Genomic DNA, 14587 nt, shown 5'->3' on the forward strand with positions numbered 1-14587 from the left:
TATTTAAGGCCGAGGCCTTAAGCCATCGTTGTAATCAAACTGGCAATTACAAGATGTTCAACGGGTATTGCGCGATCAGACGCAGTTCGTCGATAGACGCCGAACCGTAGTACACGCCATCAGACGAACGATAGGTCGCTTGACGCACGCGCAGGCTCAGGTCTTTTGCTGGACCGCTCTGAATCACGTACTTGGCTTCGATGTCACGTTCCCACTCTTTGCCGTTGGAGGTCTCTGCGGTATTAGCGCCGGTACCTTTAACGTAGCGAGTCATGAAGCTCAGGCCTGGCACGCCGAAGGTGGCCATGTTCAGGTCATAACGAGCCTGGAACGATTTTTCGTCTTCTGCGTTGAAGTCGGAACGGGCGATGGAGTTGGCCAGGAAAATCGTGCCGCCGCCGTCTACGCCGTAGCCGTAGTCACCGTCACCGCTGACTTTCTGGTAGGCCAGGGTGAACGTGTGAGCCTGGATGGTGTACGCGCCTTGCAAGCTGTAGGCACGGTTGTCCAGTTTGGTGGTGCCGTCTTTTTCTGCGCGTTGCAGGCCGGCGCCGTCGCTCTTGGTGCTGTAGATGTTGAAGTCAACGGCCAGGGACTGTTCGTTGCTCAGCGCGTGAGTCCAGTTCAGGTTGGCGTAGGTTTTCTTCCAGTAGTCTTCAGTCTTCGCGTAGTAGAGGCTGGCGCTGACTTCTGGAGTCAGGGCGTAGACACCGCCGATGAAGTCGGTTTTGGTCAGGCCCAGGCTGTCACGGTAAGTCTGTGCTTGTGCCACGCTCGAGGTGAAGTGACCACCTTCAAGTTTCAGGCCCTTGATCTCGTTGCTGGTGATCGAGATACCTTGCGGCAGCTCTGGCAGCAAGCGGCTGTCATCGGAAGCGAATACCGGCGCGGTGGTGTACTGGTCGCCGACTTTGAGCACGGTGTCGGAGATGCGGAACTTAACAGCGCCGCCGCCTTTGGAGTAGTCGTCTTGCGCGCGGCCGTCTGCACCGGTAGGGAACAGGCCAGTGCCCGAACGACCCTTGCCGCTGTCGAGTTTCACGCCCAGCAGGCCGATGACATCAACACCGACGCCGATGGTGCCTTGGGTGTAGCCCGACTGGAACAGGCCGTTGAAGCCCAGGCCGGTTTCGTCTACACGGCTTTTGCCGGTGTCGTTGTTACGGAAGTCGCGGCTGAAGTTCAGCAAGCGAGTGTTGATGCTGAAAGTACTGTCTTCAACAAAGCCCTTGGAATCGTCCTGGGCGGACGCCATTGCGAACTGCGAGGTGCCTGCTGAAACAGCCAGGGCGATCATGCTCCACTTCATCACGCGCATCGTGATTTGCTCCTTTGGTTTTAGGAAGAGTACTGCCGTCCCACCTGTATTTTTATCTGGGCGGCTCTTTCTTTTTTGTGTCGGCGCAAAGTTATATCACGCGGACCCTATTGACGATACTTACCCATCTATCCTTTCAGCTTCTTTACGAGGCTGTCGTAAATTGCTATTTCCATGTCGCAAATTCACAGCCCGATTGTCACCAGGCTGACAACTTAAGTGCTGTTTTCAGACCGCTTTCGAAGTTTGAAATCTTCCGTGATACGCACTGAATCGCTTGTTTTTTTATCGCGAAACACCTGCTTCCAAACGGGTGTCGTTGCCGACGATAGTGGGGTGAATGCAACAAGCGTGCACAAAGCGGTAACCGAATGTCATTTTTTCGTGAAAAACGTTACGGGAGTGTAAAAACCGCATAAGCACGGGCTTTTTACGCCGTTTGGTTTGGGCTTGACGTCCAGGTGTTACACCTGTGAAGGGGTACCTAAATCCTGTTCCAGAGAAAAACGTTACCGGTTGACCCCCATGAGTGGGTAATCGGCGGATCCCTTTGAAGCACAGGTGGGTCATTTTGGTGCATCCCGTCGAGGCCCGATTTAGCGTAGCTCAAATATTCGCCTGCCTCTAAAGGGTGCAAGTTTTTTATCCGCATGCATCCAGGCTTTCCGCATTCGCCGTGAAGCGTTGCGCATTCAAAGGTATGCTGGGCACCTGAAATTGACCTGCCAAACGGAGTGCCCGCGTGTTCGCCTTAGACCAACGCCTGCAACAAGACACACTGGCTATTGGGGACTTCCCGCTCTGCCGCCTGCTGCTGTCCAATGACTCGAATTACCCATGGTTCATCCTGGTGCCGCGCATTGACGGTATCAGTGAAGTGTTTCAGCTGGATGTCGCCGATCAGCGCACCTTGTGGCAGGAAACCACGGCCCTGGCGGCGTTGTTGAACGAAGGGTTGGCAGCCGACAAGATGAACCTTGGTGCGCTGGGTAACGTTGTCAGCCAGTTGCACGTGCATGTGATCGTGCGCAAGCGTGATGACGCCGCCTGGCCTGCACCGGTGTGGGGCAAACATCCGGCCCGACCGTACACCGAAGAGCAAGTAACGGCGATACGCACCCGACTGCGCGCTTTATTGCCTGCCGGCTTCATCTTTAGCCAGGACTGAATTATGGATCTGCAAGACCGCGTCACCGACCTGGAAAGCCGCCTGGCCTTTCAGGACGACACCATCGAGACCCTCAATGACATTCTGGTCACCCAGCAGCGGGCGGTAGAGCGCCTGCAGCTGCAGATGACGGCGCTGCTCAAGCGTCAGGAAGAAATGGGTGGCCAGTTCGAATCATCCGAAGAAGAAGCGCCGCCGCCACACTATTAAGGTGCGCCATAAAAAAACCGCGACCCAGCCAGGCTGGATCGCGGTTTTTTTTGCGCCGAGAAAGTATCAGCGACGCGGCAATGCCGCGATCACGTCTTCGGCTTGCAGGCCTTTGTCACGGTTCATGACGGAGAACTCCACGCGCTGGCCTTCGACCAGAACGCGGTGACCTTCGCCACGGATGGCCCGGAAGTGGACGAAGATATCGTCGCCCGAATCGCGGGAAATAAAGCCGAAGCCCTTGGAGGTGTTGAACCACTTCACGGTACCGGTATCCCGGTTGGTCATGTCGTAGTTTTGCGTGGCTGCCGCTGGGGACGAACGGTAGAAGCTGATGGCCAGGTGAAGAACGATAGCGACCACAGCAATCACCAGGCTGAGCAGGATAGCCGGGTGGCCGCCGACTTCAGGCATAGGTGCCAGGAGGGTGAGGGTTTGAACGACAACGGTCAGTACCAGCAGCGCGCTGACCAGGTTTTGCAGTTGATGACGTGTGCCTTTGTTCCAGTACGGGATCACCGGTGCCAGCGTCAGGTTAAGAAGGCCGAACAAGGCCAGGTACAGAGCGTCGTGTTGTTCCAGGTAGGGAGGGCTTCCCTGTTGCAAGCTCGGTATAAAGGACAGCAGCAACGCTGCAACGCCCGTTAGCAGGTGGACGATTTTCAACATTTTGATTAACTCACGTTAAGAAGGATCACAAGGAAGAGCTGACGGGCACGGTTCGCTTCTGAACAATGGGAGGCGTTGGGCACGTGCACGGGTATCAGCCTATGTGGTGCGCCGCGCAAATTAACGGCAACCACACGCCGTCTATTTAACAGCAAAGGCTGTGCCTACTCAAATCAAGCATTTCGGGGTGTTGCAGGCGCGATGGCATTTCTGCTTCAAACACTTGTCCTAGACAGGTGCGGACTTTTTCGGCGGCATTTCGGGCGTTTTCCTACTCAAGGCTGAGGCCTGCGCGCCGCCGATTGAGCGGGGACCGCTGGGTGTTGCAAGCCTGTCATGCAGCGGGGCGATTTGCCGCACGCCAGTTGCGTGTGTCGGGCTGCACACCGCCTGCACTCTTGCTAGAGTGGTCCTGCACCTGATCAATGAATGCTCGTCAATTGAAGGGGAAAAACATGGCAATCGATATTGGTATCAGTGAAGAAGATCGTAAATCCATCGTCGATGGGCTTTCACGGCTGCTGTCCGATACCTATGTACTGTATTTGAAGACCCACAACTTCCATTGGAACGTCACGGGCCCCATGTTTCGTACGCTGCACTTGATGTTTGAAGAGCAGTACAACGAACTGGCGTTGGCAGTGGACTCCATTGCCGAGCGTATCCGTGCCCTGGGTTTCCCGGCGCCGGGTGCCTATTCGATCTACGCCCGTCTGTCTTCGATCAAGGAAGAAGAGGGTGTGCCCAGCGCAGAAGAGATGATCAAGCAATTGGTGGCGGGCCAGGAAGCCGTGACCCGCACGGCGCGCGGTATCTTCCCGTTGCTCGATAAGGTCAGCGATGAGCCGACCGCCGATCTGCTGACCCAGCGTATGCAAGTCCACGAAAAAACGGCGTGGATGCTGCGTTCCCTGCTCGAAAACCAGTAACGCTCCAGCCCCAAAAGCAAACCGAGCGGTGCCGTCCTGGCGCCGCTCGCTTGTTTCTCTGCGCTTCCTGGCGTTGTCCTACGACTATCGACTCCGCGTCTTCTGGCTGCCTGTCACGTCCTGCTGTTTTATAGGGCCACTGTCCGATGGGAGAAACCCATGGGCTGCTGTTTGGCAATGGAGTGTCAGGTGTATGTCACGCGGAGTGGGTAGTGGAGTGATGGAAACCTGCGGTTTTCATAAGATAAAAGTCGATCCTTTCGCTAAAGGCTTCGATATGGGACTGGCCAAGCCGTTGTCCCGGTCGGTCAGGCTCAACGGGTTTTCCACGTGCCTGCGGCTTGAGCAGATCTATTGGAATATCCTCACGGAGATAGCCAGGCTCAATGCCTGCTCAGTCAGCGCATTGCTGTCTTATGTCGATCGGGAAGTGCATTTGCGTTACGGAGGAGTGAAGAACTTCAGTGGCTTGGTCAGGGTGGTGTGCGTGGTTCACGTATTAAAAGGCAATACGGCGTCGCACCACCCTGACTAGTCAGGTGGCACCGGGCCGGCCCGCTACCTGGCGGGCAAGGCCTGGGGCAGAAAGCCGGCTGCGCTGCTTCGATTTACCAGATATAATCCCGCGCTTTGCTGCGCGTGCCGGGTCTTTACCCACAGGGCGGGTGCAGCGCAGTAATGATCTGATCGCCGAGACATCTCCATGCCCATGTACGATTATCAATGTGCTTCCTGTGGTCATCAGTTGGAAGCCATTCAGAAAATCAGCGCAGCGCCGCTGGTCGATTGCCCTGCCTGCCAGGCACCTGAGCTGAAGAAGATGTTGTCCATGCCGGGCTTTCGCCTGAGCGGCGGTGGCTGGTACGAGACCGACTTCAAGACCGGCGCCAAGAAGAATCTGGCGGGCGGCGACAAAGCAGACTGAGTTGAACTCTACGCGCAGGCTCCTGCATTATCCGTCCCCTGCTTAACTGTACGGTGACGAGGCGAGCCTCCACCGAAATTCGAATTACGAGAAGTGAAACCACTATCATGATGCGCAGCCACTATTGCGGCCAACTGAACGAGACCCTGGATGGTCAGGAAATCACCCTGTGCGGATGGGTTCACCGTCGCCGTGACCACGGCGGGGTGATCTTCCTCGATATCCGTGATCGTGATGGTCTGGCCCAGGTGGTGTTCGATCCGGACCGCGCTGAAAGCTTCGCCGCCGCCGACCGCGTGCGCAGCGAATATGTTGTGAAAATTACCGGTAAGGTTCGCCTGCGTCCGGCCGGTGCCGTGAACGCGAACATGGCGTCCGGCGCGATTGAAGTGCTGGGCTACGAGCTCGAAGTGCTGAACGAGTCGGAAACCCCGCCGTTCCCGCTCAACGAATACTCCGACGTCGGCGAAGAAACTCGCCTGCGCTATCGCTTCCTGGACCTGCGTCGTCCGGAAATGGCCGAGAAGCTGCGCCTGCGTTCGCGCATGACCACCAGCATCCGCCGCTTCCTCGACGAAAACGGCTTCCTCGACGTCGAAACGCCGATCCTCACCCGGGCCACTCCGGAAGGCGCGCGTGACTACCTGGTGCCGAGCCGTACCCACGCCGGTTCCTTCTTCGCCTTGCCGCAATCGCCGCAACTGTTCAAGCAACTGCTGATGGTGGCTGGCTTCGACCGTTACTACCAGATCGCCAAGTGCTTTCGCGACGAAGACCTGCGCGCCGACCGCCAGCCGGAATTCACCCAGATCGACATCGAGACCAGCTTCCTCGATGAAAAAGAGATCATGGGCCTGACCGAACAAATGATCCGCAACCTGTTCAAGGAAGTGCTGGATCTGGAATTCGGCGATTTCCCGCACATGACCTTCGAAGAGGCCATGCGCCGCTACGGTTCCGACAAGCCAGACCTGCGAATCCCGCTGGAACTGGTGGACGTGGCCGACCAGCTCAAGGAAGTCGACTTCAAGGTGTTCAGCGGCCCGGCCAACGACCCTAAATGCCGCATCGCCGCCCTGCGCGTGCCTGGCGGCGCGAGCATGCCGCGCAAGCAGATCGACGACTACACCAAGTTCGTCGGCATCTACGGTGCCAAGGGCCTGGCGTACATCAAAGTCAACGAGCGCGCCAATGGCGTTGACGGTCTGCAATCGCCGATCGTGAAGAACATTCCGCTGGACAACCTGAACGCGATCCTCGATCGCGTTGGTGCGGTCGACGGCGACATCGTGTTCTTCGGCGCCGACAAAGCCAAGATCGTCAGCGAAGCCCTGGGCGCGCTGCGGATCAAGCTGGGCCACGACCTGGACCTGCTGACCTGCAAGTGGGCACCGATGTGGGTCGTCGACTTCCCGATGTTCGAAGAGAACGACGACGGCAGCTTCAGCGCCTTGCACCACCCGTTCACTGCGCCGAAGTGCTCGCCTGAAGAGTTGGAAGCCAACCCGGCAGGCGCGCTGTCGCGTGCCTACGACATGGTCTTGAACGGCACCGAGCTGGGTGGCGGTTCGATCCGTATCCACCGCAAAGAAATGCAACAAGCGGTGTTCCGCCTGTTGGGCATCAACGAAGCCGAACAGGAAGAGAAATTCGGCTTCCTGCTCGATGCCCTGAAGTACGGCGCGCCGCCGCACGGTGGCCTGGCATTCGGTCTGGACCGTCTGGTGATGCTGATGACCGGCGCCCAGTCGATCCGTGAAGTGATCGCCTTCCCGAAAACCCAGAGTGCTGCGGACGTAATGACCCAGGCTCCGGGCGTGGTGGATGCCAAGGCGCTGCGCGAGTTGCACATCCGTCTGCGCGAGACGCCAAAGGCTGAGTAAGGCTGCTGCGTGAAAGCGCACTGAGGTTTACGCAGTCTAAAAAGGCGCATCTTCGGATGCGCCTTTGCGTTACAAGGGTTGTGCTTTCAAGAGGAAAATCCTGCCTGGGGCGGGATTGATAAGGTTTCTAGAGAATTTCGGAGTTGTGTTATGGCTGGCCATTCCAAGTGGGCGAACATCAAGCACCGCAAAGAGCGTCAGGATGCCAAGAAAGGCAAGATCTTCACCAAGTGGATTCGCGAGCTGACCGTCGCTGCCCGCCAAGGCGGTGGTGACCCGGGCTCCAACCCGCGTCTGCGCCTGGCGCTGGACAAGGCTCTGGGCGCGAACATGAGCCGCGACATCATCGACCGCGCCGTGGCCCGTGGTGCCGGCGCCGCCGACACCGACGACATGGTCGAACTGAGCTACGAAGGCTACGGCCCGGGCGGCGTGGCGGTGATGGTCGAGTGCATGACCGACAACCGCAACCGTACTGCGGCAGCCGTGCGCCATGCGTTCAGCAAATGCGGCGGCAACCTGGGCACCGACGGTTCGGTGGCCTACCTGTTCGAGCGCAAGGGGCAGATCACCTTTGCGCCGGGTACGGATGAAGACGCGCTGATGGAAGCTGCGATGGAGGCTGACGCCGACGACGTGGTGACCAACGAAGATGGTTCTATCGACGTGTTCACCTCGTTTGCCGGCTTCTATGCGGTGCGCAACGCGCTGGAAGCGGCAGGTTTCAAAGGCACTGACGCGGAAATCGTGATGCTGCCGACCACCAGCGCCGAACTGGACCTGGACGGCGCGCAGAAAGTGCTGAAGATGCTGGATATGCTTGAAGACCTGGATGACGTGCAGAACGTGTACTCGAACGCCGACATCCCGGAGTCTGTGGCCGAGCAGCTCACCTGAGAACAATGAGGATCCCCTGTGGGAGCGGGCTTGCTCGCGAATGCGGTGTGTCAGTCACTTGATGCATTAACTGAATGGCCGCTTTCGCGAGCAAGCCCGCTCCCACATTGGGTCTATCTGTATCCACAAAACTGCAGGCGTTATGACTTTAATCCTAGGTATCGACCCCGGTTCGCGCATCACCGGTTTTGGCGTGGTGCAACAGACCCCGCGCGGCTGCGTCTACGTCGCCTCGGGCTGCATCCGCACCGGCGCGGGCGAGTTGGCCGAGCGCCTGCAGATTGTCTACCGCGGCGTGCGTGAAGTGATCCAGACCTACGGCCCGGTGACCATGGGCATCGAAAAGGTGTTCATGGCCAAAAACGCCGACTCCGCGCTCAAGCTTGGCCAGGCCCGTGGCGCCGCGATTGTTGCCGGCGCGGAGGAGGGCATGGAAATCGCCGAGTACACAGCGACCCAGGTCAAACAGGCTGTGGTCGGCACCGGTGCGGCGAATAAGGAGCAGGTGCAGATGATGGTCATGCACATGCTCAAGCTCACCTCAAAACCGCAAATCGACGCCTCCGACGCCCTGGCCATTGCCATTTGCCATGCGCACACGCGCTCAAGCTTGCTGCCGCACGGCCTGGGCACGGCACGCAGTCGTGGCGGCCGGCTGCGTCTCTGATAGCATCAGCGCAATCGTTATTTCCGGTCAGGCCTCGATCTGACCCCAAGCTTTAAGGATCTGAACCGTGATTGGACGCTTGCGCGGCACCCTGGCTGAGAAACAGCCGCCGCACCTGATTCTGGATGTGAATGGGTTGGGGTATGAGCTGGAAGTGCCCATGACCACCCTGTACCGCCTACCGTCGGTCGGCGAGCCGCTGACCCTGCACACCCATCTGGTGGTACGGGAAGACGCGCAACTGCTCTACGGTTTCATTGGCAAGCGCGACCGCGACTTTTTCCGCGAGTTGATTCGCCTGAATGGTGTAGGGCCAAAGCTCGCGCTGGCATTGATGTCGAGCCTGGAAGTCGATGAGCTGGTGCGCGCGGTGTCGGCCCAGGACACTTCGGCGTTGACCAAGGTGCCGGGTGTCGGCAAGAAAACCGCCGAGCGCCTGCTGGTAGAACTCAAGGACCGCTTCAAGGCCTGGGAAGTGGTGCCGAGCATGTTTGCCCTGGTGCCGAACCAGCCGGACATGCCGGCAGGCCAGGTCGCCAGCGCCGAGAGCGATGCGGTCAGCGCGTTGATCTCCCTGGGCTACAAGCCTCAGGAAGCGAGCAAGGCCGTATCGGCTATCAAGGACAAGAACCTGAGCAGCGAAGACATGATCCGCCGAGCCCTGAAGGGAATGATTTAAGTGATTGAAGCTGATCGTCTGATCGCGGCCACTGGCCCGCGCGACCGTGAAGAAGTCCAGGACCGGGCCATCCGCCCGCTCAGCCTGGCCGAATACATCGGCCAGCCCACCGTGCGCGAGCAGATGGAGTTGTTCATCCAGGCCGCGCGCGGGCGCAGCGAGTCCCTGGACCACACCTTGATCTTCGGCCCGCCGGGGCTGGGTAAAACCACGCTGGCGAACATCATCGCCCAGGAAATGGGCGTGTCGATCAAGTCCACCTCCGGCCCGGTGCTGGAGCGTCCGGGTGATCTGGCGGCCCTGCTGACCAATCTTGAACCGCACGATGTGCTGTTTATCGACGAGATTCACCGGTTGTCGCCCATCGTCGAAGAAGTGCTGTACCCGGCCATGGAAGACTTCCAGCTCGACATCATGATCGGCGAAGGCCCGGCGGCCCGCTCGATCAAGCTCGACCTGCCGCCGTTCACCTTGGTGGGCGCGACCACCCGCGCGGGCATGCTGACCAACCCGCTGCGAGACCGTTTCGGCATTGTTCAACGTCTAGAGTTCTATAGCACCGCAGACCTGGCGACGATTGTCAGTCGTTCGGCGAGTATTCTTGGCTTGCCGCTCGACCCGGAAGGCGCCTTTGAAATCGCCCGTCGAGCGCGGGGCACGCCGCGGATTGCCAACCGTTTATTGCGACGTGTGCGCGATTTTGCTGAAGTGCGCGCCAAGGGTCATATCACCAAGGCCGTGGCCGATTTGGCGTTGAACCTGCTGGATGTGGACGAACATGGCTTCGACCACCAGGATCGACGTCTACTCTTGACCATGATCGAGAAGTTCGACGGCGGCCCGGTGGGTGTGGACAGCCTGGCGGCGGCGATCAGCGAGGAGCGTCATACCATTGAGGATGTGCTGGAACCGTACCTGATCCAGCAGGGGTACATCATGCGCACGCCAAGGGGGCGGGTGGTGACGCGCCATGCTTATCTGCACTTCGGGTTAAACATTCCGTCACGATTGGGCGAGATGCCTGTAGTAGACGAATTCCTGGATGCAGTGGACGATTAAAAAGCTCACGTCAGTCGATTTATCTGAGGTTTGTGCTGTCCTAGTGGCTGGTAGCGTCATTCAGTTGCTGCAAATGTTTCAGAGAATGGAAAAAACAGTTGCCCAGCCGGATTGGCAACCTGAGGAGTAAGCACTAGAGTATGCGCGCGCAAAACGGGGATCAGTCGTTCGCACATCGCTGTCGCGTTTATTACGAGGACACCGATGCCGGCGGCATCGTTTATTACGTCAACTACCTCAAGTTCATGGAGCGGGCTCGAACCGAGCGGCTACGGGAGCTGGGCTTTGCCCAATCCCAGCTGGCAGGGGAGGACCTGTTATTCGTCGTGCATTCCAGCGAGGCGCGTTATCACGCACCGGCGCGATTGGACGACGAGTTGCTGGTCAGCGCTGAAGTAATCGAATTGAACCGTGTCAGCCTGCGCTTTAAACAGCAAGTCAGGCGGGCAACGGATGCAACGCTGCTCTGTGAGGGGCAGTTCCTGGTGGCCTGTGTGCGCACCAATAGTTTGAAACCCCGGGCCATTCCCGAAGCTCTACGTGCGGCCTTTGCCGGCGTAAGCGGCGCGGGTAAACAATCAAAGCAGGAGATTTAGCGTGGAACCTACCGTCGTCGACCATTCCTCCATGTGGAGCCTGGTCAGCAATGCCAGTGTCGTGGTTCAACTGGTGATGCTGGTCCTGGTAGCCGCATCGGTTACCTCTTGGGTCATGATTTTTCAGCGCAGCAATTTGCTGCGTGCCGGTCGACGTGCCCTGGAGAGCTTCGAAGAGCGCTTCTGGTCGGGTATCGACCTGTCCAAGCTGTACCGCCAGGCCGGCAGCAACCCGGACCCGGATTCGGGCGTCGAGCAGATCTTCCGCGCCGGCTTCAAGGAGTTCTCCCGCCTGCGTCAGCAACCGGGCGTTGACCCGGAAGCAGTCATGGAAGGCGTGGCCCGTGCCATGCGCGTCGCGATTTCCCGCGAAGAAGAGAAGCTGGAGCAAAGCCTGCCGTTTCTCGCCACCGTCGGTTCCGTGAGCCCGTATATCGGCCTGTTCGGTACGGTGTGGGGCATCATGAACTCCTTCCGTGGCCTGGCTCAGGCCCAGCAAGCGACCCTGGCCACCGTGGCCCCGGGTATCGCCGAAGCCCTGATCGCTACCGCGATCGGCTTGTTCGCTGCTATCCCCGCAGTAATTGCCTACAACCGTTTTGCCGCGCGCGGCGAAACCTTGATCAGCCGTTACTACACCTTCGCCGACGAATTCCAGGCGATCCTGCACCGTAAAGTGCACACCAGCGAAGAATAAGCAGGTAATTCCCAATGGCTTTAATCGCTCGAGCTCGCAAAAAGCGCAAGCCGGTCGCCGAGATGAACGTAGTGCCTTACATCGACGTGATGTTGGTGCTGCTGGTCATCTTCATGGTGACCGCGCCGATGCTCAATCAGGGCGTGAAGGTTGATCTGCCCAAGGTTTCCAGCGAAGCCTTGCCGCAAGACAACAACACTCAGGTCCTGACCATTTCGATCAAGGCTGACAAGACCTATTACTGGAACCTTGGCAGCGAAGTCGACACCCAGAAACAGCAGGACAAGGCCATGACCTTGCCGCAGATGACCGATGCCGTGACCAAGATCATCCGGTCCGGCAACGAAGGCGGCAAGCACACCCAGGTGTTCATTCGCGGCGACAAAGTGGTCGACTATGGTTCCGTCATGGGCGCCATGGGTGGGCTGCAGAAGGCCGGCGTGGGTAACGTTGGCTTGATTACCGAGGCGCCCTGATGCAGCAACAGCGAGAGCCGTCCGCCTCGGAAAGCTACTTCTGGCCTAGCGTCTGGGCAATTGCCCTGCACGTCCTGGTGTTTGGCATGCTGTTCGTCAGCTTTGCCATGACCCCGGACTTGCCGCCAGCCAAGCCGATCGTGCAGGCGACCCTGTATCAGCTGAAATCGAAAAGTCAGGCCACCACCCAGACCAATCAGAAGATTGCGGGTGAGGCCCAGAAGTCGGCTGCGCGCCAGACTGAAGTCGAACAGATGGAACAGAAGAAGGTCGAGCAGGAAGCGGTGAAGGCTGCTGCGGAACAAAAGAAAGAAGAGGCGGCTCAAAAGGCCGAGGAATCGAAAAAGGCTGACGAAGCCAAGAAAGCTGACGAGGCGAAAAAGGCTGATGAAGCCAAAAAAGCCGATAAAGCTGCCGAAGCCAAAAAAGCCGAAGAGAAACAATTGGCTGATATAGCTAAGAAGAAGTCTGAAGAAGAAGCCAAAAAAGCTGCCGAAGAAGAGGCCAAGAAAAAGGCCGCTGAAGACGCCAAGAAAAAGATAGTCGAAGACGCGAAGAAGAAAGCCGCCGAAGACGCCAAGAAAAAAGCTGAAGCAGACGAGGCGAAGAAGAAAGTCGCCGACGACGCGAAGAAGAAAGCTGCCGCCGACGCCAGCAAGAAAAAGGCCCAGGAAGCAGCACGTAAATCCGCCGAAGAGAAAAAGGCCCAGGCCTTGGCAGATTTACTTTCCGACACGCCGCAGCGTCAGCAAGCCTTGGCCGATGAACGTGGTGATGAAGTCGCGGGCAGTTTCGACGACCTGATTCGGGCACGGGCAGCGGAAGGCTGGACACGTCCACCTTCGGCACGCAAAGGCATGACAGTAGTGCTGCAGATCGGCATGTTGCCGGACGGTACGGTGACTTCGGTCAGCGTGGCCAAGTCCAGTGGTGACGGTTCGTTCGACAGTTCGGCGGTTGCCGCGGTCAAGAATATTGGCCGGTTGACCGAGATGCAGGGAATGAAACCAAGCGACTTCGCTCCCTATCGTTCATTCAAGATGACATTCACACCTGAGGATCTAGCCTTGTGAGAAACCTTCTTCGAGGAATGCTTGTCGTTATTTGCTGTATGGCAGGGATAGCGGCGGCGGATGAAAAGAACATCCTGGTTACCAGCGGTAGCGATCGGGCCACCCCGATTGCCGTAGTACCGTTCGGCTGGCAGGGCGGCAGCGTGCTGCCGGACGACATGGCCCAGATCGTCAGTGACGACCTGCGCAACTCCGGTTACTACGCGCCGATTCCGAAAGGCAACATGATCAGCCAGCCTAACCAGGCCAGCGAAGTTGTGTTCCGTGACTGGAAGGCAGTGGGCGCCCAGTACCTGATGGTCGGCAACATCACGCCAGCCGGCGGTCGCCTGCAGATCCAGTACACGTTGTTCAACGTGGCCACCGAGCAGCAGGTCTTGACCGGCAGCGTATCGGGCACCGCCGAACAACTGCGGGACATGGCGCACTACATCTCGGACCAGTCGTTTGAAAAGCTGACCGGTATCAAGGGTGCTTTCTCGACACGTCTGCTTTATGTAACGGCCGAGCGTTTCTCTGTAGACAACACTCGTTACACTTTGCAGCGTTCGGACTACGACGGTGCACGCGCTGTAACCTTGCTGCAATCGCGTGAGCCAATCCTGTCGCCGCGCTTTGCGCCGGACGGCAAGCGTATTGCCTACGTATCGTTCGAGCAGCGCCGTCCACGTATCTTTGTTCAGCACATCGATACAGGTCGTCGTGAGCAGATCACCAACTTCGAAGGCCTCAACGGTGCACCAGCCTGGTCGCCGGATGGTTCGCGCCTGGCGTTCGTGCTCTCCAAGGACGGCAACCCGGACATCTACGTGATGAACATGGCTTCGCGCCAGATCAGCCGTGTTACCAGCGGCCCGGGCATCAACACCGAACCTTTCTGGGGTAAGGATGGCTCGACCATCTACTTCACCTCCGACCGTGGCGGCAAGCCACAAGTTTATAAAGCGAACGTGAATGGCGGTGGCGCAGAACGCGTGACCTTTATTGGTAACTACAATGCCAATCCTAAGCTTTCGGCCGATGAAAAGACGTTGGTGATGATTCACCGTCAGGATGGTTTCACTAATTTCCGGGTTGCGGCCCAGGATTTGCAGCGCGGAACCGTAAAAATCCTCACAGATACCAACCTTGATGAGTCAGCTACTGTTGCGCCCAACGGCACCATGGTAATCTACGCCACCCGCCAGCAGGGCCGGGGAGTCTTGATGCTCGTGTCCATTAATGGACGCGTAAGGCTCCCGCTTCCTACCGCTCAAGGCGAAGTCAGAGAACCGTCCTGGTCCCCTTACCTGAACTGACGCGGCGCTACAAAAAGAAGTACTTAACACACTGGGGTTCATT

General features: G+C 58.3%; 17 protein-coding genes. 15 read left to right on the forward strand and 2 right to left on the reverse strand.

Annotated features, from left to right (window positions below):
• Positions 1-46 precede the first annotated feature (46 nt).
• Positions 47-1318 (reverse strand): OprD family porin, encoded by a 1272-nt coding sequence (locus AC19YS_RS01365; RefSeq protein ID WP_106578382.1) that lies wholly within the window; start codon positions 1316-1318, stop codon positions 47-49.
• Between the two features lie 742 nt (positions 1319-2060).
• On the opposite strand from AC19YS_RS01365, the gene AC19YS_RS01370 reads away from it, so the two are divergent.
• Both AC19YS_RS01370 and AC19YS_RS01375 read left to right on the forward strand, forming a co-directional pair.
• Entirely contained in the window at positions 2061-2486 is a 426-nt protein-coding gene (locus AC19YS_RS01370) for an HIT domain-containing protein (RefSeq protein ID WP_500600711.1), read from the forward strand.
• A gap of 3 nt (positions 2487-2489) precedes the next feature.
• Entirely contained in the window at positions 2490-2696 is a 207-nt protein-coding gene (locus AC19YS_RS01375; protein ID WP_017847119.1) for a SlyX family protein, read from the forward strand.
• Positions 2697-2762: 66 nt separating this feature from the next.
• Here AC19YS_RS01375 and AC19YS_RS01380 read toward each other — a convergent pair whose 3' ends face one another.
• Entirely contained in the window at positions 2763-3365 is a 603-nt protein-coding gene (locus AC19YS_RS01380) for a cold-shock protein (RefSeq protein WP_106578384.1), read from the reverse strand.
• A gap of 455 nt (positions 3366-3820) precedes the next feature.
• On the opposite strand from AC19YS_RS01380, the gene AC19YS_RS01385 reads away from it, so the two are divergent.
• The 13 genes from AC19YS_RS01385 (at position 3821) to tolB (ending at position 14544) form a co-directional block, all read left to right on the forward strand.
• Positions 3821-4294, forward strand: a complete 474-nt coding sequence (locus AC19YS_RS01385; RefSeq protein WP_003193874.1) for a Dps family protein — start codon at positions 3821-3823, stop codon at positions 4292-4294.
• A 193-nt stretch (positions 4295-4487) separates the two neighbouring features.
• A complete protein-coding gene (locus tag AC19YS_RS01390) occupies positions 4488-4829 on the forward strand; it encodes a ribbon-helix-helix domain-containing protein (protein WP_119736966.1) in 342 nt (113 codons plus the stop codon).
• 168 nt (positions 4830-4997) lie between these two features.
• Entirely contained in the window at positions 4998-5219 is a 222-nt protein-coding gene (locus AC19YS_RS01395) for an FmdB family zinc ribbon protein (protein ID WP_017139808.1), read from the forward strand.
• 107 nt (positions 5220-5326) lie between these two features.
• Positions 5327-7102 (forward strand): aspartate--tRNA ligase, encoded by a 1776-nt coding sequence (aspS, locus tag AC19YS_RS01400; protein WP_200623862.1) that lies wholly within the window; start codon positions 5327-5329, stop codon positions 7100-7102.
• 150 nt (positions 7103-7252) lie between these two features.
• Positions 7253-7999 (forward strand): YebC/PmpR family DNA-binding transcriptional regulator, encoded by a 747-nt coding sequence (locus AC19YS_RS01405; RefSeq protein ID WP_017139810.1) that lies wholly within the window; start codon positions 7253-7255, stop codon positions 7997-7999.
• A gap of 142 nt (positions 8000-8141) precedes the next feature.
• Positions 8142-8666: a crossover junction endodeoxyribonuclease RuvC gene (gene ruvC, locus AC19YS_RS01410; RefSeq protein WP_016975450.1), complete on the forward strand. Its 525-nt coding sequence runs from the start codon at positions 8142-8144 to the stop codon at positions 8664-8666.
• 67 nt (positions 8667-8733) lie between these two features.
• Positions 8734-9345, forward strand: coding sequence for a Holliday junction branch migration protein RuvA (gene ruvA, locus AC19YS_RS01415; protein WP_025854761.1), 612 nt, complete (start codon positions 8734-8736; stop codon positions 9343-9345).
• Complete coding sequence (gene ruvB / locus AC19YS_RS01420) at positions 9346-10404, forward strand: Holliday junction branch migration DNA helicase RuvB (RefSeq protein WP_003193867.1); 1059 nt, start codon at positions 9346-9348, stop codon at positions 10402-10404. It abuts the gene before it with no gap.
• A gap of 140 nt (positions 10405-10544) precedes the next feature.
• Positions 10545-11000, forward strand: coding sequence for a tol-pal system-associated acyl-CoA thioesterase (ybgC, locus tag AC19YS_RS01425; protein WP_071484353.1), 456 nt, complete (start codon positions 10545-10547; stop codon positions 10998-11000).
• Position 11001: 1 nt separating this feature from the next.
• A complete protein-coding gene (tolQ, locus tag AC19YS_RS01430) occupies positions 11002-11697 on the forward strand; it encodes a protein TolQ (RefSeq protein ID WP_003209819.1) in 696 nt (231 codons plus the stop codon).
• A 23-nt stretch (positions 11698-11720) separates the two neighbouring features.
• Entirely contained in the window at positions 11721-12173 is a 453-nt protein-coding gene (gene tolR, locus AC19YS_RS01435; RefSeq protein WP_161630238.1) for a protein TolR, read from the forward strand.
• On the forward strand, positions 12173-13246 hold the full coding sequence (gene tolA / locus AC19YS_RS01440; RefSeq protein WP_106578387.1) for a cell envelope integrity protein TolA: 1074 nt from the start codon (positions 12173-12175) through the stop codon (positions 13244-13246). Before tolR ends, tolA begins: the two co-directional genes overlap by 1 nt.
• Before the next feature lie 17 nt (positions 13247-13263).
• Positions 13264-14544, forward strand: a complete 1281-nt coding sequence (tolB, locus tag AC19YS_RS01445; protein ID WP_043205819.1) for a Tol-Pal system beta propeller repeat protein TolB — start codon at positions 13264-13266, stop codon at positions 14542-14544.
• Positions 14545-14587: the final 43 nt, after the last annotated feature.

The organism is Pseudomonas sp. MF08831, from assembly GCF_059862645.1.

What these genes read in the sequence shown, in the direction of transcription:
- AC19YS_RS01375 (WP_017847119.1), top strand. Translation starts at nt 2,490, where the DNA reads ATGGATCTGCAAGACCGCGTCACCGACCTGGAAAGCCGCCTGGCCTTT.
- AC19YS_RS01395 (WP_017139808.1), top strand. Translation starts at nt 4,998, where the DNA reads ATGCCCATGTACGATTATCAATGTGCTTCCTGTGGTCATCAGTTGGAA.
- AC19YS_RS01390 (WP_119736966.1), top strand. Translation starts at nt 4,488, where the DNA reads ATGTCACGCGGAGTGGGTAGTGGAGTGATGGAAACCTGCGGTTTTCAT.
- AC19YS_RS01385 (WP_003193874.1), top strand. Translation starts at nt 3,821, where the DNA reads ATGGCAATCGATATTGGTATCAGTGAAGAAGATCGTAAATCCATCGTC.
- AC19YS_RS01380 (WP_106578384.1), bottom strand. Translation starts at nt 3,365, where the DNA reads ATGTTGAAAATCGTCCACCTGCTAACGGGCGTTGCAGCGTTGCTGCTG.
- AC19YS_RS01405 (WP_017139810.1), top strand. Translation starts at nt 7,253, where the DNA reads ATGGCTGGCCATTCCAAGTGGGCGAACATCAAGCACCGCAAAGAGCGT.
- ruvC (WP_016975450.1), top strand. Translation starts at nt 8,142, where the DNA reads ATGACTTTAATCCTAGGTATCGACCCCGGTTCGCGCATCACCGGTTTT.
- tolB (WP_043205819.1), top strand. Translation starts at nt 13,264, where the DNA reads ATGCTTGTCGTTATTTGCTGTATGGCAGGGATAGCGGCGGCGGATGAA.
- AC19YS_RS01365 (WP_106578382.1), bottom strand. Translation starts at nt 1,318, where the DNA reads ATGCGCGTGATGAAGTGGAGCATGATCGCCCTGGCTGTTTCAGCAGGC.
- ybgC (WP_071484353.1), top strand. Translation starts at nt 10,545, where the DNA reads ATGCGCGCGCAAAACGGGGATCAGTCGTTCGCACATCGCTGTCGCGTT.
- tolA (WP_106578387.1), top strand. Translation starts at nt 12,173, where the DNA reads ATGCAGCAACAGCGAGAGCCGTCCGCCTCGGAAAGCTACTTCTGGCCT.
- aspS (WP_200623862.1), top strand. Translation starts at nt 5,327, where the DNA reads ATGATGCGCAGCCACTATTGCGGCCAACTGAACGAGACCCTGGATGGT.